This is a genomic window from Geobacillus sp. CX412, from assembly GCF_027942335.1.
In the GTDB taxonomy this organism is placed as follows: domain Bacteria; phylum Bacillota; class Bacilli; order Bacillales; family Anoxybacillaceae; genus Parageobacillus_B; species Parageobacillus_B toebii.
The window spans coordinates 3333261-3355226 of the sequence record NZ_CP103461.1; the positions used below are offsets into that span (position 1 = coordinate 3333261).

Sequence of the window (21966 nt, forward strand, 5' to 3'; positions counted from 1 at the left end):
TTATCCCTCCTTCTTTTCTGAAACAACGATGGTGATATGGCTTGTGCGTTTATTAATTGCGCTAGCACGACCCATTGCGCGCGGACGGAAACGTTTCAATGTTGGTCCTTCGTCAACGTATGCTTCCGTAATCACTAATTTGTTGACATCCATATCGTAGTTATGTTCAGCGTTTGCTACTGCAGATTTTAAAACTTTTTCAATAATCGGAGAAGCAGCTTTTGGTGTGTGGCGAAGAATTGCGACTGCCTCACCAACTTCTTTTCCTCGAATTAAGTCAATCACTAAACGTGCCTTACGAGGAGCAATACGGACTGTTCGTGCAACAGCTTTAGCTTGCATGTGTTGAACCTCCTCTCATTAACGTTTTGTTTTCTTATCGTCGCCAGCGTGTCCTCTGAACGTACGTGTTGGTGCGAACTCGCCAAGTTTATGTCCTACCATATCTTCTGTGATATAAACCGGTACGTGTTTGCGTCCATCGTATACGGCGATCGTGTGACCAACAAATTGTGGGAAAATAGTGGAACGACGAGACCATGTTTTAATCACTTGTTTTTGTCCTGTTTCATTTAATTTTTCGATTTTTTTCATTAAATGCTCATCACAGAATGGACCTTTTTTTAAGCTGCGACCCATAAATGAACCTCCCTTCGTGATTGCTCTACGGTTCTTAAGAACCGTAGTTCAACCCCGTTATTTTTTACGACGACGTATAATGAATTTATCCGATTTGTTTTTCTTTTTGCGTGTTTTAAAGCCAAGTGTTGGTTTACCCCAAGGAGTCATTGGAGATTTGCGTCCGATTGGTGCTTTACCTTCACCACCACCGTGTGGGTGATCAACAGGGTTCATAACCGAACCGCGAACTGTCGGGCGAATACCTAACCAACGAGCGCGACCTGCCTTACCGATCTTCACAAGCTCATGCTGCTCATTGCCTACTTCCCCAACTGTTGCACGGCAAGCACCTAAAATCATGCGGACCTCGCCAGATGCAAGACGAACAATAACGTATTTTCCTTCTTTACCAAGCACTTGCGCAGATGTACCAGCAGCGCGGACCAATTGTCCACCTCTTCCTGGTTTTAGTTCGATATTGTGCACAAACGTACCAACTGGAATATTTTCAAGCGGCAATGCGTTACCCACTTTAATATCTGCATCTGGTCCAGACATAATTTCCATGCCTACTTTTAGGTTTTTCGGCGCAATGATATAACGTTTTTCACCATCTGCATAGTGAATTAACGCAATGTTTGCAGAACGGTTTGGATCATACTCGATTGTAGCAACGCGGCCTGGAATTCCATCTTTATCACGTTTAAAGTCAATAATACGATATTGACGTTTATGACCGCCACCTTGATGACGTACCGTAATTTTTCCTTGGTTGTTGCGGCCAGCTTTTTTCTTTAATGGCGCAAGCAACGATTTTTCCGGCTGATCTGTTGTGATTTCTGAGAAGTCAAGAACTGTCATACCACGACGACCATTTGACGTCGGTTTATATTTTTTAATCGCCATGTTTGTTTCCCTCCTTCGCTTTTAAACTATACTTCGAACAATTCGATATCCTTGCTGTCTGGCGTTAACGTTACAATCGCTTTGCGGCGACGGTTTGTATAACCGCTGTAACGACCAACGCGTTTGAATTTTCCTTTATAGTTCATGATGTTTACTTTTTCTACTTTAACACCAAAAATTTTCTCTACTGCTTCTTTCACTTCTGTTTTATTCGCTTTTACATCTACTTCAAACGTATATTTTTTTTGAGCCGTTAAATTCATCGTGTTTTCCGTGATGATGGGGCGCTTAATAATATCACGAGGATCTTTCATTATGCAAGCACCTCCTCTACTTTCTCCACGGCCGCTTTCGTGATTACAAGTTTATCATGATTTAATACATCAAGAACGTTAATGCCGTTTGCTGTAACCACGGTAACGCCAGGAATATTGCGTGCGGATAATGTGACATTTTCGTTCACATCATCAGTTACAATTAACGCTTTGCGATCAACAGAAAGGTTATTTAAGATTTTCACCATTTCTTTTGTTTTTGGAGCTTCTAATGTTAAGTTATCTAAAACAACAATGTTGTTTTCAAGAACTTTAGAAGATAACGCTGACTTAATTGCTAAGCGACGAACTTTTTTCGGCAACTTATAGCTGTAGCTGCGCGGAACAGGACCAAATACCGTACCGCCACCACGCCATTGTGGAGCGCGAATAGAACCTTGACGAGCACGTCCTGTACCTTTTTGACGCCATGGTTTGCGGCCGCCGCCACTTACTTCAGCGCGATTTTTGTTTTGTGCGTTCCTTGACGCAAAGAAGCACGTTGCATAACAACCGCTTCAAATAACACATGTTTATTTGGCTCAATGCCAAATACGGAATCGTTCAGTTCGATTTCTCCGATTGTTTCTCCGCTCTGGTTATACAATGCTACTTTTGGCATTGGATAGTTCCTCCTTTCCTAGCAAAGTATTATTTTGCTTTTGCTTTCACTGCGCTTTTAACGATGACTAATCCTTTTCTTGGGCCAGGTACGTTTCCTTTAATAAGAAGAAGGTTGCGTTCTGGATCCACTTTGACAATTTTCAAGTTTTGGATTGTTACACGTTGGCCACCCATGCGACCTGGCAATTCTTTTGATTTAAATACACGGTTTGGAGCAATCGCACCCATTGAACCAGGACGACGATGATAGCGAGAACCGTGTGCCATTGGCCCGCGAGATTGTCCATGACGTTTGATTGCGCCTTGGAATCCTTTCCCTTTTGAAATTCCAGTAACATCAACAATATCGCCTTCAGCGAAAATATCTACTTTGACTTCCTGACCAACTTCATATTCATCAATATTTGCGCCGCGAATTTCACGGATGAAGCGCTTAGGTGCAGTATTCGCTTTCGCAGCATGACCGATTTGCGGTTTATTGGCGCGTTTTTCGCTTATATCTTCAAAACCTAATTGAATCGCTTCGTAACCGTCTTTTTCAATTGTTTTCTTTTGCAATACCACGTTTGGAGTTGCTTCGATGACGGTTACAGGAATTAAGTCGCCGTTTTCCGCGAATACTTGCGTCATACCAATTTTTCTCCCTAAGATTCCCTTGGTCATTCGTCACACCTCCTGCTAAATTAAAGTTTAATTTCAATATCAACACCAGACGGTAAGTCAAGACGCATTAATGAATCTACCGTTTGTGGAGTAGGATTTACGATATCGATCAAACGTTTATGTGTACGCATTTCGAATTGTTCACGAGAGTCTTTATACTTGTGAACAGCACGCAAAATCGTATAAACAGTTCTTTCCGTTGGCAACGGAATTGGACCAGACACTTTTGCCCCGGAACGTTTCGCTGTTTCTACGATTTTCTCAGCAGATTGATCAAGAATTCGATGATCGTAAGCTTTTAAACGGATACGAATTTTTTCCTTTGCCATTGTTTTCCCTCCTTCTTCGCCTATTTTGAAAATAGACATTCTCCATGGAAATTTCCTGCACACTCGCCATGGCAAAGCGACCGGGTGTGTCAGCAACCTTCCACTTCATCGCAGTCAAAGACCAACATTTGATATTATACAGATATGTAAACGAGATTGCAAGCAATTTCTTTGTTTTTCTACACACTTATTATATTATACATAGCTAATGAGCATTTTCAACTTGTCAAAAAATTGCGCAAATGAAATAAAAGCAGGTTTGCGTTTGCAAACCTGCTTTTTAGTAGGGCTGTTATTATTCAATAATTTCAGATACAGAACCAGCGCCTACTGTACGTCCGCCTTCACGGATCGAGAATTTTGTACCTTCTTCGATCGCGATTGGCGCGATTAATTCTACAGTCATTTCAACGTTGTCACCAGGCATAACCATTTCCACGCCTTCTGGAAGCGTGATGATACCTGTAACGTCTGTTGTACGGAAGTAGAATTGTGGACGGTAGTTAGAGAAGAATGGAGTATGACGTCCACCTTCTTCTTTTGTTAAAACGTAAACTTGTGCTTTAAATTTTGTGTGTGGTGTGATAGAGCCTGGTTTTGCCAATACTTGACCGCGTTCTACTTCATCACGAGATACCCCGCGAAGAAGCGCACCGATGTTGTCACCAGCTTCTGCTTGGTCAAGAAGTTTACGGAACATTTCTACACCAGTAACCGTTGTAGATTTTGGCTCGTCAGCAAGACCAACGATTTCTACAGCGTCACCAACTTTTAACGTACCGCGTTCAACACGGCCAGTTGCAACTGTACCGCGACCAGTGATCGAGAATACGTCTTCGATTGGCATCATAAATGGTTTGTCAATTTCACGTTGTGGAGTTGGAATGTATTCATCAACTGCATTCATAAGTTCAATAATTTTTTCTTCCCATTGTGGATCGCCTTCAAGTGCTTTTAACGCAGAACCTTTGATAACAGGTACTTCGTCGCCAGGGAAGTCATATTCAGATAATAGATCGCGAACTTCCATTTCAACTAGTTCTAGCAATTCTTCGTCGTCTACCATATCGCATTTGTTCAAGAATACAACGATGTATGGTACGCCTACTTGGCGAGAAAGAAGAATGTGTTCGCGAGTTTGTGGCATTGGACCGTCAGCTGCAGACACAACAAGAATTGCGCCGTCCATTTGCGCTGCACCTGTGATCATGTTTTTCACGTAGTCAGCGTGGCCAGGGCAGTCAACGTGTGCATAGTGACGGTTGTCAGTTTCATACTCAACGTGTGAAGTAGAGATTGTGATACCGCGTTCACGTTCTTCTGGAGCAGCATCGATTTGGTCGTATGCTCTAGCTTGCGCTTTACCTTGTTTTGCAAGAACCGCTGTAATTGCAGCAGTTAACGTAGTTTTACCATGGTCAACGTGGCCGATAGTACCAATATTGACGTGTGGTTTCTTACGTTCGAATTTCTCTTTAGCCATTATAGTATCCTCCTTAAAATTAGAATATTAATTTTTAAATTAAAAATTGAATTTATAATATAGAATGCCCGGGAGCAAACACTTGTCATATTTGCTCCCAAGTCTTACATAAGTATTTATAGCGAAACTGCAGACAGAAATCAATTATTCACCCTTATTTTTTTTGATGATTTCATCTGCAATGTTTTTCGGAACTTCTTCATAATGGTCAAATACCATCGTGAATGTTCCACGTCCTTGTGTGTTAGAGCGTAGCGAAGTAGCGTATCCAAACATTTCCGCTAGTGGAACCATCGCGCGAACGACTTGTGCGTTACCGCGAGCTTCCATTCCTTCTACGCGTCCACGGCGAGAAGTAATGTCACCCATAATATCGCCAAGATATTCTTCTGGGATTACTACTTCAACTTTCATGATTGGCTCAAGCAACACAGGGTCACATTTTGTCGCAGCGTTTTTCAATGCTAACGAAGCTGCGATTTTGAACGCCATTTCACTCGAGTCGACATCATGGTAAGAACCATCAAATAGTTTCGCTTTAATATCGACCACTGGATATCCGGCAAGAACCCCGTTTTGCATTGCTTCTTCAAGACCTGCCTGTACTGCCGGTACATATTCTTTCGGGACAACCCCACCGACAATCGCGTTTTCGAATTCGAATCCTTTTCCACGCTCATTTGGAGAGAATTCGATCCAAACGTGACCATATTGACCGCGACCACCAGATTGGCGGATGAATTTCCCTTCGACTTGCGCCGATTTACGGAATGTTTCGCGATATGCAACTTGTGGAGCACCGACGTTTGCTTCCACTTTGAATTCACGGCGCATACGGTCAACGATGATGTCTAGGTGAAGCTCACCCATACCAGAAATGATCGTTTGGCCAGTTTCCGGATCTGTATGAGCGCGGAATGTCGGGTCTTCTTCTTGTAATTTTTGCAATGCTTGACCCATTTTATCTTGATCCGCTTTCGATTTTGGCTCGATCGCCACCGAAATAACTGGTTCAGGGAACTGCATTGATTCTAGTATAACAAGGTTCTTTTCATCACATAGAGTATCGCCTGTTGTTGTATCTTTTAAACCTACAGCTGCTGCGATGTCACCGGCATATACTTTCGAAATTTCCTGACGGTGGTTCGCATGCATTTGTAGGATACGACCAATACGTTCACGTTTACGTTTTGTCGAGTTCATGACATATGAACCAGAATCTAGTGTACCAGAGTACACACGGAAGAACGTTAACTTACCAACGTAAGGGTCAGTCATAACTTTAAACGCTAACGCTGCGAATGGAGCGTCATCGTCTGCTTCACGAACTACTTCTTCTTCTGTATCCGGAACGATCCCTTTAATTGGAGGGATGTCCACAGGAGAAGGAAGATAGTCTACAACTCCGTCAAGCAATAACTGAACCCCTTTGTTTTTAAATGCAGAACCGCAAAATACAGGGAAGAATTCCACGCTAATCGTCGCTTTACGAATCGCAGCTTTCAATTCTTCTTTTGTAATTTCTTCCCCTTCTAAATATTTCATCATAAGCTCTTCATCTAATTCCGCAACTGCTTCAATGAGCTTGTTGCGATATTCTTCCGCCATATCGCGGTAATCTTCTGGAATTTCAATGCGCTCAATATTTTTGCCAAGCTCATCATGATAATGGTACGCGCACATTTCCACAAGGTCAATAATGCCGGAGAATTGGTCCTCCGCGCCGATTGGCAATTGCACAGGATGCGCGTTTGCATGCAAGCGGTCATGAAGCGTTTTTACGGAATACAAAAAGTCCGCGCCAATTTTATCCATTTTGTTAACGAATACGATACGTGGAACCCCGTATGTAGTCGCTTGGCGCCATACTGTTTCTGTTTGCGGTTCTACACCAGATTGCGCGTCAAGAACAGTGATCGCACCGTCAAGTACACGAAGAGAACGTTCAACTTCTACCGTAAAGTCTACGTGCCCTGGTGTATCGATGATATTGATGCGATGCCCTTTCCATTGTGCTGTTGTCGCAGCAGATGTAATCGTAATCCCGCGCTCTTGTTCTTGTTCCATCCAGTCCATTTGGGAAGCACCTTCATGAGTTTCCCCAATTTTATGAATACGGCCAGTATAGAACAAGATGCGCTCTGTTGTTGTCGTCTTACCGGCGTCAATATGCGCCATAATCCCAATGTTTCGAGTGTTTTCTAAGGAGAACTCTCTTGCCATGGTGGTTATTTTCTCCTTCCTTCAAATAAGTATCATGTGATATTCGCTAATACAAAATCATAATAATAAATAATATAGGAATATAGGTGAATTGGCGGCAAGTTTCCCAGCCACCATCACCTATTCTCCCTTGTAGATTATCAATAAAGAACCGTAATTACCAACGATAATGTGCAAACGCTTTGTTTGCTTCTGCCATTTTGTGTGTATCTTCGCGTTTTTTCACAGCTGCGCCAGTGTTGTTTGCAGCGTCCATAATTTCATTCGCAAGACGCTCTTCCATCGTTCTTTCACCGCGGAGACGAGCATACTGTACTAACCAGCGAAGACCTAATGTAACGCGACGATCTGGGCGAACCTCAACAGGAACTTGATAGTTCGCACCACCAACGCGGCGTGCACGAACTTCAAGCACAGGCATTACGTTTTTCAACGCTTGCTCAAATACTTCCATTGGATCTTTACCCGTACGCTCGCGAATAATATCAAATGCTGTATAAAGAATTTTTTGCGCTTTTCCTTTTTTACCGTCAATCATAATTTTATTGATAAGACGGGTCACTAGTTTTGAATTGTAAATTGGATCTGGTAGTACGTCTCGTTTTGGAACTGGACCTCTACGTGGCATATTTTTTCCTCCTTTCAACCAAAAATCCTATTTCATATTATTTTTTCGATTCTTTTGGTTTTTTCGCACCGTATTTTGAACGACCTTGCATACGGTTCGCTACGCCTGCTGTATCTAGGGCACCACGAATAATGTGATAACGCACCCCTGGCAAGTCTTTTACACGTCCGCCGCGAATTAACACGACGCTGTGTTCTTGTAGGTTATGGCCGATACCAGGGATATAAGCCGTTACCTCAATACCGTTCGTTAAACGAACACGCGCATATTTACGAAGCGCAGAGTTTGGCTTTTTCGGTGTCATCGTGCCAACACGTGTACAAACACCGCGTTTTTGTGGAGAAGACACGTTTGTTTGTATTTTTTTGAAGCTGTTGTACCCTTTATTTAATGCAGGCGATTTTGATTTTACCACTTTTTTCTCGCGACCTTTGCGAACTAGTTGGTTAATTGTAGGCATGTTAAATTTCCTCCCTTCACATACAAACTCAAGCCCACATATCCAGGCGGTTCATTATTTATGCAAAAACAAAGTTTTTGTAGTAAAAACCACAAAAACGGTTTTTAACGAATGATTGCTACAGCAGCTGCTCCTACTTGAATTTTGCATGCTTTCCCAAGTTTTTTCATGGAATCCACTTTCGTAACTGGAACGTTCGCTTCTTTTGCCGCTTCCATCACTTTATCGATAATGGATGGATCAGCATCTTCCGCAACGATAACTTCCAGTGCCTTTCCTTCTTTCAGAGCTCTTACTGTTTGCTTTGTTCCTACAACAATTTTTCCAGCCTGCAATACTTTTTCATAAGACATGTAACATATCCTCCAAAGTACCAGGTTTTTGGAACACCTTTATTAGACTATCACTTTCATAAGACATTGTCAACTATATTTTTAAGTAATTTGCTACCAGCAAAGGAATCGTCCTTTGCTGGTAACAACCAATTATTTAGAAGTAACCGCGTCCTCATTTGCTTCTTTCTTAATTACCGGTTTTACTTTACGATAGCGCGCCATTCCAGTTCCTGCTGGGACAAGCTTACCGATAATAACATTTTCTTTTAAGCCGAGCAACTCATCCCGTTTTCCTTTGATCGCCGCATCGGTTAAAACGCGTGTCGTTTCTTGGAACGATGCCGCTGATAAGAACGAATCAGTTTCTAGCGATGCTTTTGTAATACCAAGCAATACTGGGCGAGCCGTTGCTGGACGTTTTCCTTCAAGAAGCGCTTTTTCGTTCACGTCCGTAAATTGATGCACATCTAATAACGTTCCAGGCAGGACATCTGTATCCCCCGCATCAATGACGCGCACTTTACGAAGCATCTGACGGACCATTACTTCGATATGCTTATCGCTAATTTCTACCCCTTGCATTCTATATACCTTTTGTACTTCACGCAATAAATATTCTTGAACGGACGTAACATCCCTTACTTTTAATAATTGTTTTGGATCAATGGATCCTTCAGTAAGTTCTTGACCACGCTCTACTTGTTGTCCTTCCTCTACTTTTAATCTTGCGTTATAAGGAGCAATGTAAGAGCGTGTCTCGACCTCGCCTTTTACGACAATTTCATATTGACGATCACGCGTTTGGCTAATCGAAGTGACGATTCCGTCAATTTCAGAAATAACCGCTTGCCCTTTCGGATTACGTGCTTCAAACAGCTCTTGAACACGCGGCAAACCTTGGGTGATATCGTCGCCGGCAACACCGCCTGTGTGGAACGTACGCATCGTTAACTGCGTACCCGGTTCACCGATCGATTGCGCAGCGATAATACCAACCGCTTCGCCAACTTCCACATCCGCACCTGTCGCCAAGTTACGACCGTAACATTTTTTACATACACCGTGTCGTGTATTACATGTAAAGGCAGAGCGGATCCATACTTCTTCAATGCCTGCTTTAATAATCGCGTTCGCAATATCTTCGGTGATCATTTCGTCTTTGCGAACGAGTATTTCGCCTGTTTCCGGATGTTTCACCGTTTTTTGCGCATAACGGCCAACAAGACGCTCTTCTAGTTTGACAATGACTTCCGTACCGTCCGTTAATGCTCTTGCAAGAATACCACGGTCCGTACCGCAATCCTCTTCACGAACAATGACATCTTGCGCCACATCGACAAGACGTCTTGTGAGATAACCGGAGTCTGCTGTTTTTAGTGCGGTATCAGCAAGCCCTTTGCGCGCTCCGTGTGTAGAAATAAAGTATTCCAATACCGTTAATCCTTCACGGAACGAAGATTTGATCGGCAATTCGATGATGCGTCCCGCTGGGTTTGCCATGAGACCGCGCATTCCGGCAAGCTGCGTAAAGTTTGATGCGTTACCGCGAGCTCCAGAATCGCTCATCATAAAGATTGGGTTGCGTTTATCGAGCGATTTCATCAGTCTGTCTTGAATTTTGTCTTTCGCTTCGCTCCAAATCGAAATGACACGTTCATAGCGCTCTTCGTCAGTAATTAAACCGCGTCGGAATTGTTTTAAGACCGTGTCGACTTTTGCTTGTGCTTCTTCAAGAATTTCTTGTTTTTCCGGTAATACGACAATATCGGCAACCCCAATCGTAATGCCGGCTTTTGTTGAATATTGGAACCCTAAATCTTTCATGCGGTCAAGCATCTTCGATGTTTCTGTAATTTTGAACCGCTTAAATACCTCAGCGATAATTTGTCCGAGCACTTTTTTCTTAAACGGTGGAACAAGTTCGCGCTTGCGAATTTCTTCTTTTACATTTGCACCTTTATCGAGGAAGTATTTATCCGGTGTCCGCCCTTCGATATTTTCAGTTGTCGGCTCGTTAATATAAGGGAATGAGTTTGGTAAAATTTCGTTGAAAATAAGTTTTCCAACTGTTGTAATAAGCAGTTTGTTATTTTGCTCTTCCGTAAACGTTTCATTTTTCAATGAACCGGCATGAACAGCGATTCGTGAATGTAAATGGACATAACCATTATGATACGCAAGCAACGCCTCATCCGTATCTTTAAATACCATTCCTTCACCGATTGCTCCTTCACGTTCCATCGTTAAATAATAGTTACCTAAAACCATGTCTTGCGAAGGAGTAACAACCGGTTTTCCGTCTTTCGGGTTCAAAATATTTTGCGCGGCCAGCATGAGCAATCGCGCTTCTGCCTGAGCTTCTGCGGATAACGGAACGTGCACGGCCATTTGGTCTCCGTCAAAGTCAGCGTTATATGCTGTACATACAAGCGGATGCAATCGGATGGCGCGACCTTCAACAAGCGTTGGCTCAAACGCTTGAATACCTAATCGGTGAAGAGTTGGGGCACGGTTAAGTAATACCGGATGCTCTTTAATCACATCTTCTAACACATCCCATACTTCCGGATGGACGCGCTCAATTTTCCGTTTTGCACTTTTAATGTTGTGCGCTAATCCACGTTCGACAAGCTCTTTCATCACAAACGGTTTAAAGAGCTCAAGCGCCATTTCTTTCGGCAAGCCGCATTGATACATTTTCAAGTTCGGACCGACGACAATAACCGAACGGCCTGAATAGTCTACGCGCTTACCAAGCAAGTTTTGACGGAAACGACCTTGTTTCCCTTTTAACATATGAGAGAGCGATTTTAGCGGACGGTTTCCAGGTCCTGTTACCGGACGCCCCCGTCGACCGTTATCGATTAATGCATCGACCGCTTCTTGAAGCATCCGTTTTTCGTTTTGCACAATAATGTTTGGTGCACCAAGATCTAATAAACGTTTTAAGCGGTTGTTTCGGTTAATGACACGGCGATATAAATCATTGAGGTCTGATGTCGCAAAGCGTCCACCGTCTAATTGCACCATCGGCCGCAATTCAGGAGGAATAACAGGAAGCACATCAAGCACCATCCAAGCAGGATCGTTTCCTGAATTCCGGAACGCCTCTAACACTTCCAAACGCTTAATAATGCGGGCGCGTCGCTGCCCCTGTGCTGTTTTTAACTCCTCTTTTAACGTTGCCACTTCTTTTTCTAAGTCGATATCTTGAAGAAGTTTTTTAATTGCCTCTGCACCCATGGAGGCTTGGAACGATTGCCCGTATTTTTCACGATACGCACGATATTCTTTTTCGGAAAGCAATTGTTTTTTCTCCAGTGGCGTATCACCTGGATCAGTCACAACGTATGAAGCGAAATAAATCACTTCCTCTAACGCACGTGGCGACATGTCCAAAACGAGTCCCATACGGCTTGGGATTCCTTTGAAATACCAAATATGTGAAACAGGAGCTGCTAGTTCAATATGACCCATCCGTTCACGACGGACTTTCGAGCGAGTCACTTCGACACCGCAACGGTCGCAGACAACACCTTTATAACGTACGCGCTTATATTTTCCACAATGACATTCCCAATCTTTTGTTGGTCCGAAAATACGCTCACAAAATAATCCGTCTTTTTCTGGTTTCAATGTACGATAGTTAATCGTTTCTGGTTTTTTTACTTCACCGTACGACCAAGAACGGATTTTCTCCGGTGAAGCGAGCCCGATTTTCATGTACTCAAATTTATTTACATCTAGCAAGGGGTATACCTCCCTCTTTATCACTCGGTTTTGCCTCGATTGCTTTTATGAAATAAAGGTTAGTAGTGAACGTTCTTTTGTGAGTCATAACATCTTGAAAGTGATGGAGGATCAACTCCCCCATCACCGTTCAATAAGCTTATTCTTTTGTGACGACATCTTTTTCGTTCTCTGTCGACTTCACTTCTGGAACAATGGCATCCGCACTATGATCATCATCTTCATCAAAGTTTTCCATATTAATTTCTTTTTCGTCGCTAGTCAAAATGGTTACATCCATACCTAAGCTTTGCAGCTCTTTAATCAACACTTTAAACGATTCCGGCACACCTGGTTCTGGTATGTTCTCACCTTTGACGATTGCTTCATATGTTTTCACACGACCGACGACATCGTCCGATTTGACTGTAAGTATTTCTTGCAATGTATATGCAGCGCCATAAGCTTCGAGCGCCCACACTTCCATTTCGCCGAAGCGCTGCCCGCCAAATTGCGCTTTACCGCCAAGTGGTTGCTGCGTAACGAGCGAGTACGGTCCCGTTGAACGGGCATGAAGCTTATCGTCAACCATGTGAGCAAGCTTAATCATGTACATAATACCGACAGATACGCGGTTATCAAACGGCTCACCCGTTCTGCCATCGTATAAAACCGTTTTTGCGTCACGCGGCATTCCTGCTTCTTCTAAAATGTTCCATACGTCTTCTTCCATAGCCCCATCAAATACTGGCGATGCAATATGGAGGCCGAGCTTCTTCGCTGCCATACCGAGATGCAATTCGAACACTTGCCCGATATTCATACGCGACGGAACGCCTAAAGGGTTTAACATAATATCAATTGGAGTACCGTCTGGTAAGAACGGCATATCTTCTTCCGGTAAAATTCGCGAAATAACCCCTTTGTTTCCATGGCGTCCTGCCATTTTATCGCCTTCGGAAATTTTCCGTTTTTGCACGATATAAACACGGACAAGCTGGTTAACACCTGGCGGAAGCTCATCTCCGTCCTCGCGGTTAAAGACCTTCACATCAAGGACAATACCGCCGCCACCATGTGGAACTCGAAGAGACGTATCACGCACCTCGCGCGCTTTCTCACCGAAAATAGCATGTAACAGCCGTTCTTCTGCTGTAAGCTCCGTCATTCCTTTCGGTGTTACTTTACCAACGAGCAAATCACCGTCTTTTACTTCCGCGCCAATGCGGACAATTCCACGTTCGTCCAAGTTCCGTAGCGCGTCTTCACCGACGTTTGGAATATCGCGCGTGATTTCTTCCGGACCAAGTTTTGTATCACGGGATTCTGCTTCATACTCCTCGATATGGATGGACGTATATACGTCTTCTTTGACAAGACGTTCGCTCATGATAATCGCGTCTTCATAGTTGTATCCATCCCATGTCATAAAGGCAACCAGTACGTTGCGGCCGAGTGCAAGCTCACCTTTATCCATGGATGGACCATCTGCTAAAATTTCTCCTTTTTCAACGATATCGCCTTTTTTCACAATCGGGCGTTGATTGTAACAAGTCCCTTGGTTCGAACGAACGAATTTCAAAAGACGATATTTATCAAGATCACCTTTTACTTCTTTTCCGTCCACTTCAATGAGGCGGCGAACCCAAATTTCCTTTGCCTCCACTCGTTCGACAATGCCGCGATGTTTACAAATAACAGCGGCACCGGAGTCTTTTGCGGACACATATTCCATTCCTGTACCGACAATTGGCGCTTCTGGCTCTAACAATGGAACTGCTTGACGCTGCATGTTCGCTCCCATAAGCGCACGGTTCGAGTCGTCGTTTTCCAAAAATGGAATGCAGGCCGTCGCTGCTGATACAACTTGTTTTGGCGATACGTCCATATAGTCGACGCGGTCGCGTTTTACGACAATGTTTTCCCCGCGGAAACGAGCAACTACATTTTCTTCTAAGAACGTTCCATCTTCCGCTAGAGGGACGTTCGCTTGTGCTATAACATAGTTATCTTCTTCATCGGCTGTTAAATAATCAATTTGATCGGTAACTCTTCCTGTCTCCGGATCGACACGTCGATATGGCGTTTCGATAAAACCAAATTTATTTACTTTTGCATACGTAGATAGTGAGTTGATCAACCCAATGTTTGGACCTTCAGGTGTTTCAATCGGGCACATTCGTCCATAGTGTGAATAGTGAACGTCACGCACCTCGAAACCTGCGCGTTCACGAGTTAAACCACCCGGTCCTAACGCAGAAAGGCGGCGTTTATGCGTCAATTCAGCAAGCGGGTTCGTTTGGTCCATAAATTGTGAAAGCTGTGAGCTTCCGAAAAACTCTTTAATCGCTGCAATGACAGGACGAATGTTAATCAGCTGTTGCGGAGTGATCGTGTTTATATCTTGAATGGACATGCGCTCACGAACCACCCGCTCCATGCGTGACAAGCCAATCCGGAATTGGTTTTGCAATAATTCACCGACAGAACGAAGACGGCGATTTCCTAAATGGTCAATATCATCCGTGTCACCGACTCCGTGTAATAAGTTAAAGAAATAGCTAATCGAAGCAATAATATCCGCAGGAGTAATATGTTTCACATCTTCGGCAATATAGCCGTTGCTGATGACATTAATAACTTTTTCTCCATCCGCGTCGTTTGGTGAATAAATTTTAATAGACTGTAACGCAAATTCTTCATCCACTACGCCACCGACAGGTTTATAAACTTGTAATCCAACGCCGTTTTCAAGGTACGGTAAAATTCGATTTAACGTTCTTCGATCAATAAGCGTTCCTTTTTCCGCAATGATTTCACCAGTTTCCGGATTTACCAATGTTTCGGCAAGACGTTGGTTAAACAGACGGTTTTTAATATGAAGTTTTTTGTTAATTTTATAACGTCCAACGCTTGCTAAGTCATAACGTTTTGGATCAAAAAAGCGGGAGATTAACAAATTTTTCGCGTTTTCAATCGTCGGTGGTTCACCTGGACGCAAACGCTCGTAAATTTCAATGAGCGCTTTTTCAGTGCTATCCGTATTATCTTTTTCAAGCGTGTTGCGAAGATATTCATTATCACCGATTAAATCGATAATTTCCTGATCGGAACCAAACCCGAGCGCACGAAGAAGCACCGTAACTGGTAGTTTACGAGTGCGATCAATACGGACATATACAACATCTTTTGCGTCTGTTTCGTATTCTAACCACGCGCCGCGGTTCGGAATAACCGTTGCCGAATAACCGCGTTTTCCGTTTTTATCAACCTTTTCACTATAATAAACGCTTGGAGAGCGGACAAGCTGTGACACAATAACACGTTCCGCCCCGTTAATGATAAACGTTCCTGTTTCTGTCATTAACGGAAAATCGCCCATAAAAACATCTTGTTCTTTTACTTCACCAGTCTCTTTATTAATTAAACGTACTTTTACGCGAAGTGGTGCGGCATATGTAACATCGCGTTCTTTTGCCTCTTCAACAGTATATTTTGGCTCCCCTAAACTATAATCAATAAACTCAAGAGAAAGATTACCGGAAAAGTCTTCAATCGGGGAAATTTCTTTAAACATTTCCCGCAATCCTTCATCAAGAAACCATTTATAAGAGGAAGTCTGAATCTCAATAAGATTTGGCAATTCTAGCACTTCACTAATACGCGCGTAACTTCTTCGTTGGCGGTGTCGTCCATATTGAACTAGTCGGCCTGTCAACTGATTCACCCCTCAAAATTTAAACATTAATCAAAATGGAAGGTAAACCTTCAGCTATAATGGAGAAAAAAAGAAAATGGTTTCTATTATAGAAAACCATATTTTTACCTGTTTATTGATTTTATCATTCTTCCCATTATGGATAAAATTATACGTCATATCCTTGCGATGAAATGTACATATTTAGCATTTTATAATACTACCACAACCATAGAATACTGTCAACATTTTTTTGACTTTATGATATAATATCCTTTTTTCTTTGTCACAACTTCTACATACGAGAATATTTCCTGCAGTTTTTTTAATGCAGAAGGAGCCCCTTGTTTTTTCTGAATCACAACCCATAATTCTCCGTTAGGATAAAGATGGGCAGCACTTTGTTCAAAAATGGCATGAACAACACGTTTCCCAGCGCGAATCGGTGGATTTGTCAAAATCGCAGCAAACTTTTTATCTCCTACTTGCGCAAATAAATCACTTTCATAAATGGAAGCGTTGGTAATATGGTTAGCATGTTTATTTTCATTTGCCAGCTCAAGAGCACGTTTGTTTATATCAATCATGTCTACATGTCGGTTTGGAAATGCCTTGGCAATAGATAAACCGATCGGACCGTATCCGCAACCTACATCTAAAAAATCACCATCTACTTTCGGTTCTTCAAACGTTTCAATAAGCAAGCGTGTCCCAAAATCAACTTCTCGTTTCGAAAATACACCACTATCTGTCGTAAACGTCAGTTCATTGCCCGCAATGTAAATGCCCATGTATGGGGATTGCTTTCCGACGATGGAGTGGAAGAGTAATAATGTTCGCTCAATGACATCACCCTTCTATTACTGATTTATTTTCATCATACCCATTTTCTTATAAATAAAAAAGCCCGCTGGTTTCAGCGAGCTTTTTCTGCGCGAATGACAATTATTTCACTTCTACGCTAGCGCCAACTTCTTCAAGTTTCGCTTTGATTTCTTCTGCTTCTTCTTTAGAAACGCCTTCTTTAATTGGTTTTGGAGTGTTATCAACTAAGTCTTTTGCTTCTTTCAAGCCAAGACCAGTGATTTCACGAACAACTTTGATAACTTTAATTTTTTGCGCACCAGCGTCAGCAAGAATAACATCAAATTCAGTTTTTTCAGCAGCAGCATCGCCGCCAGCAGCACCGCCAGCAACTACTACAGGAGCAGCAGCAGTGACGCCGAACTCTTCTTCAATTGCTTTTACTAATTCGTTTAATTCTAATACAGTCATATTTTTAACCGCTTCAATGATTTGTTCTTTTGTCATCATCAGTTCCTCCTTAATATCATTATGGTTTTATAGCATAAACGAAAGAGAAATTATGCGCTTTGTTCCTCTTTTTTGTCCGCAACTGCTTTTGCAACAAGCGCAAAGTTGCGAATTGGAGCTTGAAGAACGCTAAGCAACATAGAAAGCAAGCCTTCGCGGGAAGGAAGTTTTGCAAGCGCGTTGATTTCTTCAAGCGTTGCAATGTTGCCTTCAATGACACCTGCTTTAATTTCAAGCGCTTCATGGTCTTTAGCAAATTCGCTTAAAATTTTCGCAGGCGCTACAACATCTTCTTTGCTAAATGCAATCGCATTTGGCCCAGTAAGTACATCATTTAATCCTTCTAAGCCAACTTCCGCTAACGCACGGCGAGTTAATGTGTTTTTATACACTTTGAACTCAACGCCTGCTTCACGAAGTCGCTTGCGAAGTTCTGTAACTTCCGCTACGTTTAAGCCGCGGTAGTCTACGATAACCGTAGATTTGCTGGCGCGGAATTTTTCAGCTATCTCTGCTACAATTTGTTTTTTGAGTTCGATCGCACTGCTCATTTTTACACCTCCTGTGGAAGATAAAATGAAAACACCACTTATACCGCATCAACAAAAAACCTCCATGCCACGTAGACATGGAGGTATCGTAAAACGCGCAAAATGACCTTGAACGCGTTTTTCTATCGTACAAATACCTCGGTAGGATATTAAGCTCCTAAGAGCACCTACTGTCTACGGTACAAATGATATTCATTTTTTCAGACAAAAAACATTTTACTAAAAGGATTGAAAGAAGTCAATATTTATTGCGCTACCGCTACTGTAGACGGATCTACTTTGATGCCAGGGCCCATCGTTGAAGTAATCGTTACGTTTTTCACGTAAGTACCTTTTGCAGCGGCTGGTTTTGCTTTTAAAATCGCCTCGTAAATCGTAGTGAAGTTTTCTGCCAGTTTCTCGTTATCAAATGACACTTTACCAATCGGTACATGAATGTTGCCGGCTTTATCAACGCGGTATTCTACTTTACCAGCTTTAATTTCTTGCACCGCTTTCGCAACATCAAATGTAACAGTGCCTGTTTTCGGGTTTGGCATTAACCCTTTCGGACCTAAAATACGTCCTAATTTACCAACTTCACCCATCATATCTGGAGTAGCGACAACAACGTCAAAATCGAACCAACCTTGTTGAATTTTGTTGATATACTCTGTATCGCCAACGTAATCAGCACCAGCTGCTTCCGCTTCTTTTGCTTTTTCGCCTTTCGCGAATACTAATACGCGTTGTACTTTTCCTGTACCATGAGGCAATACAACCGCACCGCGAATTTGTTGATCGGCTTTTTTCGGATCAACACCTAAACGGAACGCAACTTCTACTGTAGCGTCGAATTTCGCAATGTTTGTTTTCTTCACAAGTTCAATTGCTTCTGCAATCGGATACGCTTTGAAGCGATCCACAAGCTTTGCTGCTTCTAAATATTTCTTTCCTCTTTTTGGCATGTAAAATTCCTCCTTATTGTGGTTTTAGCGGAATGACCTCCCACGAATAAAGGTTGCGAAAAGGATTTCTCCTTATAGTCGCAACCTCCTCAGCCAACTTTATGCACATTAGTCTTCGATAACAATACCCATGCTGCGGGCTGTACCTTCAACCATGCGCATCGCAGCTTCGATGCTCGCTGCGTTTAAATCCGGCATTTTCATTTCGGCAATCTCGCGCACTTTATCGCGTTTGATTGTCGCTACTTTATTACGGTTTGGTTCACCAGAACCAGATTCAATGCCGGCCGCTTTTTTCAATAATACTGCAGCTGGCGGAGTTTTCGTAATAAATGTAAATGAACGGTCTTCAAAAACCGTAATTTCAACCGGAATAATTAAACCCGCTTGGTCAGCTGTGCGAGCATTGAACTCTTTACAAAATGCCATAATATTAACACCGGCTTGACCTAACGCTGGACCAACTGGTGGTGCCGGATTTGCTTTACCTGCAGGAATTTGTAGTTTCACGACTTTTATAACTTTTTTTGCCACGAGACACACCTCCTTAAGTCCGTGATGTGGTATTAGGGATTGTCCCTCCCACTCATAAGGCTAACTATAGCCCTTTTCCGTATTCTCTCGTTTCGGTTGAGAGGATCTGCGTGTTAGAAAAACGCTCCCTTATACAAACTTGTATAAGTTCATTGCCTAATGCAAACCAATTGTTTGCCTCGATTCACGAGACATACTGACTTTAAAATATTATCACTTTTCTATTTCGATTGCAAGTTGTTTTCCATTATATTTTTTCAATTTGTGAAAACTCAAATTCCACTGGTGTTTCGCGACCAAACATATTGACAAGCACTTTTACTTTTCTCTTATCTAGATCGATCTCTTCAATTTTACCGGTAAAGTTAGCAAAAGGACCTTCTTTCACCCTTACCGTTTCATTTAATTCATAGTCTACATCGATCTCCGTCAACGGCATACCCCTTCGTTTTAAAATCATTTCGACTTCCTCTTCAAGAAGTGGCGTTGGTTTTGAACCTGCCCCGCTTGATCCAACAAACCCTGTTACTCCTGGCGTGTTGCGTACTACATACCAGGAATCATCGGTCATCACCATCTCCACTAACACATACCCTGGAAATACTTTTTTCTTTGTTGCCTTCTTCTTTCCGTTTTTTGTATCTGTTTCCGTTTCTTCAGGAACGACGATGCGAAAAATTTTATCTTGCATACCCATTGATTCCACGCGCTTTTCCAAGTTGGCTTTTACTTTATTTTCATAGCCTGAATACGTATGAATGACATACCAATTTTTCTCCATCGATGAGGACTTGACTGTCCTTTCCCTCCCTAAATCGGTTTGGTTTCCTTTTTTAAGCAAAACAAAAACCCGTTACCGGGCTATACGTTCGCTTTATTATCTTTCATTATATCATATGGGCAAAAGACTTATTCAAAAACAAGACGAATTAATTTAGAAATACCTAGATCAACAATAGCGAAAAAGACCGTAAAAAACACAACGGTGGCCAATACAATAGCCGTATAATTGACAAGTTCTTTTCGGCTTGGCCAGCTTACTTTTTTCATTTCCCGTGCTACTTCTTTAAAAAAATTCATTATTCGTTGCATGATTAGTAACCTCCAACAAACCTACGAGCTGCCCACATTGCTTTATTTCGTTTCGCGGTGGGTCGTATGCATATTGCAAGTTTTGCAAAATTTGCTCGTTTCAAAGCGTTCTTGACAACGGTTGACGTTTTTCATTGTAACATAATTTCGACTATTGCATTGACTACAAGCTAAAATAATTTTTTTCCTCATGAATGTCCCACCGTTCTAAAGGATGTCCATAAAAATTTACCATACACGTATTCCTATGTCAATGACTTCAGGAAAATAAAAGTCTTCTCCTAAAGACTAATTTCACGATATTCCAAATATTTTTCCAGTTTTCTTTTTACGCGCTGAAGGGCGTTATCAATCGATTTGACATGGCGATTTAGCTCTTCAGAAATTTCTTGATATGAGCGACCATCTAAATATAAAGCAAGCACTTTCCGCTCCAAATAGCTGAGCAGTTCGGTCATTTTCACCTCGATATCATCGACTTCCTCGCGATTGACGATCAGTTCTTCTGGATCCATCGCTTTCGTTCCAGAAATGACATCCATCAGCGTCCGGTCTGATTCATCATCATAAATAGGTCTATCCAAAGATACATAAGAATTAAGCGGAATATGTTTTTGTCTTGTCGCTGTTTTAATTGCAGTGATCATCTGCCTTGTAATACAAAGTTCTGCAAACGCTTTAAAAGAGGAAAGCTTGTCCCCTTTAAAATCGCGAACCGCCTTATATAAACCAATCATTCCTTCTTGAATGATATCTTCCCGATCGGCGCCGACTAAAAAATAAGAGCGCGCTTTGGCACGTACAAAATTTTGATACTTATGAATCAAAAAATCTAGCGCATCTCCATCCCCTTGATGCACAAGTTCAACTAATTGCTCATCTTCCAAATGTTTATAGTTTTTATATGTTTTTTCTTTGAAGCAATCGCACACGCTGATCCCCCCGACCGCATAAATCACTAGAATTTATTATACAGTACAAATTTTTACAGCGTCAACCGCTCATTTTTGCCCTCTTCGCCATCTTTCGAAAATTTCAGCAATTTCATCTGTCAATGGAACTTTAGACATAGGAGTTTGTTCTTGTATATTTTGTAATTTTTTCGAAATAGCCTTTTCGATAGACTCCATTTCGACTAAAAGTTCACGTGCCGACTTACGCAACGCCCCTTGACTAAAAATCGTCCATTGCTCCGTATAATCCGACGTAGCGACATACACCTTTGTTTGCACATTAATTAAGCTTTTTGCTAACCTTTCAATCCGTTCATCCGCTGTCTCATTTTCTTTGGTAAAAATAACTTCGACTTGATGATCTTTATATTTTTTCTCATTCCCTTGTATGAGGTGCGCATCGAAAACGATAATGACTTGATCTCCAGTAAATCCTTGGTACTCGGCCATTTTGGAAATCAATAAATCCCTTGCCGCAGCAAGGTCATCCTCCTCTTTCAGCTTGCGAAGCTCCGGCCAAGCACCGATCATGTTATAGCCATCGACAATCAGAATATTCATCG

The 21966-nt window shown here is 42.2% G+C and carries 22 protein-coding genes, 2 pseudogenes and 1 other annotated feature; all 24 genes and pseudogenes read right to left on the bottom strand.

Annotated elements, in window-relative coordinates; translation table 11 throughout:
• Positions 1-342: a 50S ribosomal protein L22 gene (gene rplV / locus NXM86_RS17440; RefSeq protein ID WP_012748888.1), complete on the bottom strand. Its 342-nt coding sequence runs from the start codon at positions 340-342 to the stop codon at positions 1-3.
• 18 nt (positions 343-360) lie between these two features.
• Positions 361-639 carry a 30S ribosomal protein S19 gene (gene rpsS / locus NXM86_RS17445; RefSeq protein ID WP_003247570.1) on the bottom strand — a complete coding sequence of 93 codons (279 nt, stop codon included), beginning with the start codon at positions 637-639 and terminating at the stop codon, positions 361-363.
• A 57-nt stretch (positions 640-696) separates the two neighbouring features.
• Positions 697-1527: a 50S ribosomal protein L2 gene (gene rplB / locus NXM86_RS17450; protein WP_012748887.1), complete on the bottom strand. Its 831-nt coding sequence runs from the start codon at positions 1525-1527 to the stop codon at positions 697-699.
• Between the two features lie 26 nt (positions 1528-1553).
• Positions 1554-1841: a 50S ribosomal protein L23 gene (gene rplW, locus NXM86_RS17455; protein WP_012748886.1), complete on the bottom strand. Its 288-nt coding sequence runs from the start codon at positions 1839-1841 to the stop codon at positions 1554-1556.
• Positions 1841-2463, bottom strand: a pseudogene (rplD, locus tag NXM86_RS17460) (50S ribosomal protein L4). The gene rplW and the pseudogene rplD overlap by 1 nt, the downstream one beginning before the upstream one ends.
• 29 nt (positions 2464-2492) lie before the next feature.
• On the bottom strand, positions 2493-3128 hold the full coding sequence (gene rplC, locus NXM86_RS17465) for a 50S ribosomal protein L3 (protein WP_012748884.1): 636 nt from the start codon (positions 3126-3128) through the stop codon (positions 2493-2495).
• Positions 3129-3148: 20 nt separating this feature from the next.
• On the bottom strand, positions 3149-3457 hold the full coding sequence (gene rpsJ / locus NXM86_RS17470) for a 30S ribosomal protein S10 (RefSeq protein ID WP_003247558.1): 309 nt from the start codon (positions 3455-3457) through the stop codon (positions 3149-3151).
• Between the two features lie 295 nt (positions 3458-3752).
• Entirely contained in the window at positions 3753-4940 is a 1188-nt protein-coding gene (tuf, locus tag NXM86_RS17475) for an elongation factor Tu (RefSeq protein WP_012748883.1), read from the bottom strand.
• Between the two features lie 144 nt (positions 4941-5084).
• Positions 5085-7163, bottom strand: a complete 2079-nt coding sequence (gene fusA / locus NXM86_RS17480) for an elongation factor G (RefSeq protein WP_012748882.1) — start codon at positions 7161-7163, stop codon at positions 5085-5087.
• Positions 7164-7320: 157 nt separating this feature from the next.
• Positions 7321-7791, bottom strand: coding sequence for a 30S ribosomal protein S7 (gene rpsG / locus NXM86_RS17485; protein ID WP_012748881.1), 471 nt, complete (start codon positions 7789-7791; stop codon positions 7321-7323).
• A 37-nt stretch (positions 7792-7828) separates the two neighbouring features.
• Entirely contained in the window at positions 7829-8251 is a 423-nt protein-coding gene (gene rpsL, locus NXM86_RS17490; protein ID WP_012748880.1) for a 30S ribosomal protein S12, read from the bottom strand.
• Between the two features lie 104 nt (positions 8252-8355).
• Complete coding sequence (locus NXM86_RS17495) at positions 8356-8604, bottom strand: 50S ribosomal protein L7ae-like protein (protein ID WP_097353939.1); 249 nt, start codon at positions 8602-8604, stop codon at positions 8356-8358.
• Positions 8605-8736: 132 nt separating this feature from the next.
• On the bottom strand, positions 8737-12336 hold the full coding sequence (gene rpoC, locus NXM86_RS17500; protein WP_012748878.1) for a DNA-directed RNA polymerase subunit beta': 3600 nt from the start codon (positions 12334-12336) through the stop codon (positions 8737-8739).
• Between the two features lie 139 nt (positions 12337-12475).
• Complete coding sequence (rpoB, locus tag NXM86_RS17505) at positions 12476-16033, bottom strand: DNA-directed RNA polymerase subunit beta (RefSeq protein WP_012748877.1); 3558 nt, start codon at positions 16031-16033, stop codon at positions 12476-12478.
• Between the two features lie 221 nt (positions 16034-16254).
• Positions 16255-16856 (bottom strand): annotated as a pseudogene (locus NXM86_RS17510) (class I SAM-dependent methyltransferase).
• Between the two features lie 101 nt (positions 16857-16957).
• Positions 16958-17323, bottom strand: coding sequence for a 50S ribosomal protein L7/L12 (gene rplL / locus NXM86_RS17515; RefSeq protein ID WP_041269549.1), 366 nt, complete (start codon positions 17321-17323; stop codon positions 16958-16960).
• A 53-nt stretch (positions 17324-17376) separates the two neighbouring features.
• Complete coding sequence (gene rplJ, locus NXM86_RS17520; protein WP_062756068.1) at positions 17377-17877, bottom strand: 50S ribosomal protein L10; 501 nt, start codon at positions 17875-17877, stop codon at positions 17377-17379.
• A gap of 44 nt (positions 17878-17921) precedes the next feature.
• Positions 17922-18075, bottom strand: a sequence feature (ribosomal protein L10 leader region).
• A 47-nt stretch (positions 18076-18122) separates the two neighbouring features.
• The gene (gene rplA, locus NXM86_RS17525; protein ID WP_012748873.1) at positions 18123-18824 is read right to left on the bottom strand and encodes a 50S ribosomal protein L1; all 702 of its coding nucleotides are present in this window, start codon (positions 18822-18824) and stop codon (positions 18123-18125) included.
• Positions 18825-18932: 108 nt separating this feature from the next.
• Entirely contained in the window at positions 18933-19358 is a 426-nt protein-coding gene (gene rplK / locus NXM86_RS17530) for a 50S ribosomal protein L11 (RefSeq protein ID WP_012748872.1), read from the bottom strand.
• 247 nt (positions 19359-19605) lie between these two features.
• Entirely contained in the window at positions 19606-20139 is a 534-nt protein-coding gene (gene nusG, locus NXM86_RS17535) for a transcription termination/antitermination protein NusG (RefSeq protein ID WP_498959062.1), read from the bottom strand.
• Positions 20140-20267: 128 nt separating this feature from the next.
• Entirely contained in the window at positions 20268-20450 is a 183-nt protein-coding gene (gene secE / locus NXM86_RS17540; RefSeq protein ID WP_012748870.1) for a preprotein translocase subunit SecE, read from the bottom strand.
• Positions 20451-20492: 42 nt separating this feature from the next.
• Entirely contained in the window at positions 20493-20642 is a 150-nt protein-coding gene (gene rpmG, locus NXM86_RS17545; protein WP_012748869.1) for a 50S ribosomal protein L33, read from the bottom strand.
• Positions 20643-20731: 89 nt separating this feature from the next.
• Complete coding sequence (sigH, locus tag NXM86_RS17550) at positions 20732-21382, bottom strand: RNA polymerase sporulation sigma factor SigH (RefSeq protein WP_498958385.1); 651 nt, start codon at positions 21380-21382, stop codon at positions 20732-20734.
• Positions 21383-21451: 69 nt separating this feature from the next.
• Positions 21452-21964 (bottom strand): NYN domain-containing protein, encoded by a 513-nt coding sequence (locus NXM86_RS17555; protein WP_012748867.1) that lies wholly within the window; start codon positions 21962-21964, stop codon positions 21452-21454.
• Positions 21965-21966: the final 2 nt, after the last annotated feature.

Bases quoted from the DNA above. Each gene is read 5' to 3' on its own strand.
- rplV (WP_012748888.1), bottom strand. From the start codon at position 342: ATGCAAGCTAAAGCTGTTGCACGAACAGTCCGTATTGCTCCTCGTAAG.
- rpsS (WP_003247570.1), bottom strand. From the start codon at position 639: ATGGGTCGCAGCTTAAAAAAAGGTCCATTCTGTGATGAGCATTTAATG.
- rplB (WP_012748887.1), bottom strand. From the start codon at position 1,527: ATGGCGATTAAAAAATATAAACCGACGTCAAATGGTCGTCGTGGTATG.
- rplW (WP_012748886.1), bottom strand. From the start codon at position 1,841: ATGAAAGATCCTCGTGATATTATTAAGCGCCCCATCATCACGGAAAAC.
- rplC (WP_012748884.1), bottom strand. From the start codon at position 3,128: ATGACCAAGGGAATCTTAGGGAGAAAAATTGGTATGACGCAAGTATTC.
- rpsJ (WP_003247558.1), bottom strand. From the start codon at position 3,457: ATGGCAAAGGAAAAAATTCGTATCCGTTTAAAAGCTTACGATCATCGA.
- tuf (WP_012748883.1), bottom strand. From the start codon at position 4,940: ATGGCTAAAGAGAAATTCGAACGTAAGAAACCACACGTCAATATTGGT.
- fusA (WP_012748882.1), bottom strand. From the start codon at position 7,163: ATGGCAAGAGAGTTCTCCTTAGAAAACACTCGAAACATTGGGATTATG.
- rpsG (WP_012748881.1), bottom strand. From the start codon at position 7,791: ATGCCACGTAGAGGTCCAGTTCCAAAACGAGACGTACTACCAGATCCA.
- rpsL (WP_012748880.1), bottom strand. From the start codon at position 8,251: ATGCCTACAATTAACCAACTAGTTCGCAAAGGTCGCGAGAAAAAAGTG.
- NXM86_RS17495 (WP_097353939.1), bottom strand. From the start codon at position 8,604: ATGTCTTATGAAAAAGTATTGCAGGCTGGAAAAATTGTTGTAGGAACA.
- rplL (WP_041269549.1), bottom strand. From the start codon at position 17,323: ATGACAAAAGAACAAATCATTGAAGCGGTTAAAAATATGACTGTATTA.
- rplJ (WP_062756068.1), bottom strand. From the start codon at position 17,877: ATGAGCAGTGCGATCGAACTCAAAAAACAAATTGTAGCAGAGATAGCT.
- rplA (WP_012748873.1), bottom strand. From the start codon at position 18,824: ATGCCAAAAAGAGGAAAGAAATATTTAGAAGCAGCAAAGCTTGTGGAT.
- nusG (WP_498959062.1), bottom strand. From the start codon at position 20,139: ATGGAGAAAAATTGGTATGTCATTCATACGTATTCAGGCTATGAAAAT.
- secE (WP_012748870.1), bottom strand. From the start codon at position 20,450: ATGCAACGAATAATGAATTTTTTTAAAGAAGTAGCACGGGAAATGAAA.
- rpmG (WP_012748869.1), bottom strand. From the start codon at position 20,642: ATGAGGAAAAAAATTATTTTAGCTTGTAGTCAATGCAATAGTCGAAAT.
- NXM86_RS17555 (WP_012748867.1), bottom strand. From the start codon at position 21,964: ATGAATATTCTGATTGTCGATGGCTATAACATGATCGGTGCTTGGCCG.